Origin of the sequence: Streptomyces sp. BE20, assembly GCF_036322525.1 — a bacterium.
Classification (GTDB): Bacteria; Actinomycetota; Actinomycetes; order Streptomycetales; family Streptomycetaceae; genus Kitasatospora.
This window is the reverse complement of the sequence record NZ_JAQYWW010001087.1, coordinates 1-332: the sequence shown is the minus strand read 5'-3', so window position 1 is coordinate 332 and position 332 is coordinate 1. Positions and strand designations below refer to the sequence as shown.

1 protein-coding gene is annotated in these 332 nt (G+C 77.7%); it reads right to left on the bottom strand.

Translation table 11 applies throughout. The annotated features are described in order from the left end of the window. On the bottom strand, window positions 1-255 hold a 255-nt coding region (locus PUR61_RS45580), incomplete at its 3' end, for an acyl carrier protein (RefSeq protein ID WP_443035270.1). Between the last annotated feature and the right edge of the window lie 77 nt (window positions 256-332).

The following is a 332-nucleotide window of genomic DNA, read 5'->3' as shown; positions in this document are numbered from 1 at the left end:
GAAACCGAGGTCCTTGAACGGGCCGTCGGGCCGGATCGCGTCCGGGCGGTCGGAGGCGAGCTGGGCGGTCTCCGCGAGACCGAGGTCGAGCAGGTCCCGCTGCCGGTCGGCGGCGGACCGGCCGGACAGGCGGGGGCTCCGGGCGACGGCGAGTTCTAGGTCGTCGGTTTCAGCGCCGCCACCGCCGTCGTCCTGCGCGGGCGTCTCGCCGCGGCCACCGGCCTGCGGCTCCCGGCCACCCTCGCCTTCGACCACCCCACCCCGACCGCCGTCGCGGCCTTCCTCCTCACCGTGCTGACCGGCAAGCCCGCCGCCGCCCGGCCCGTCCCCGT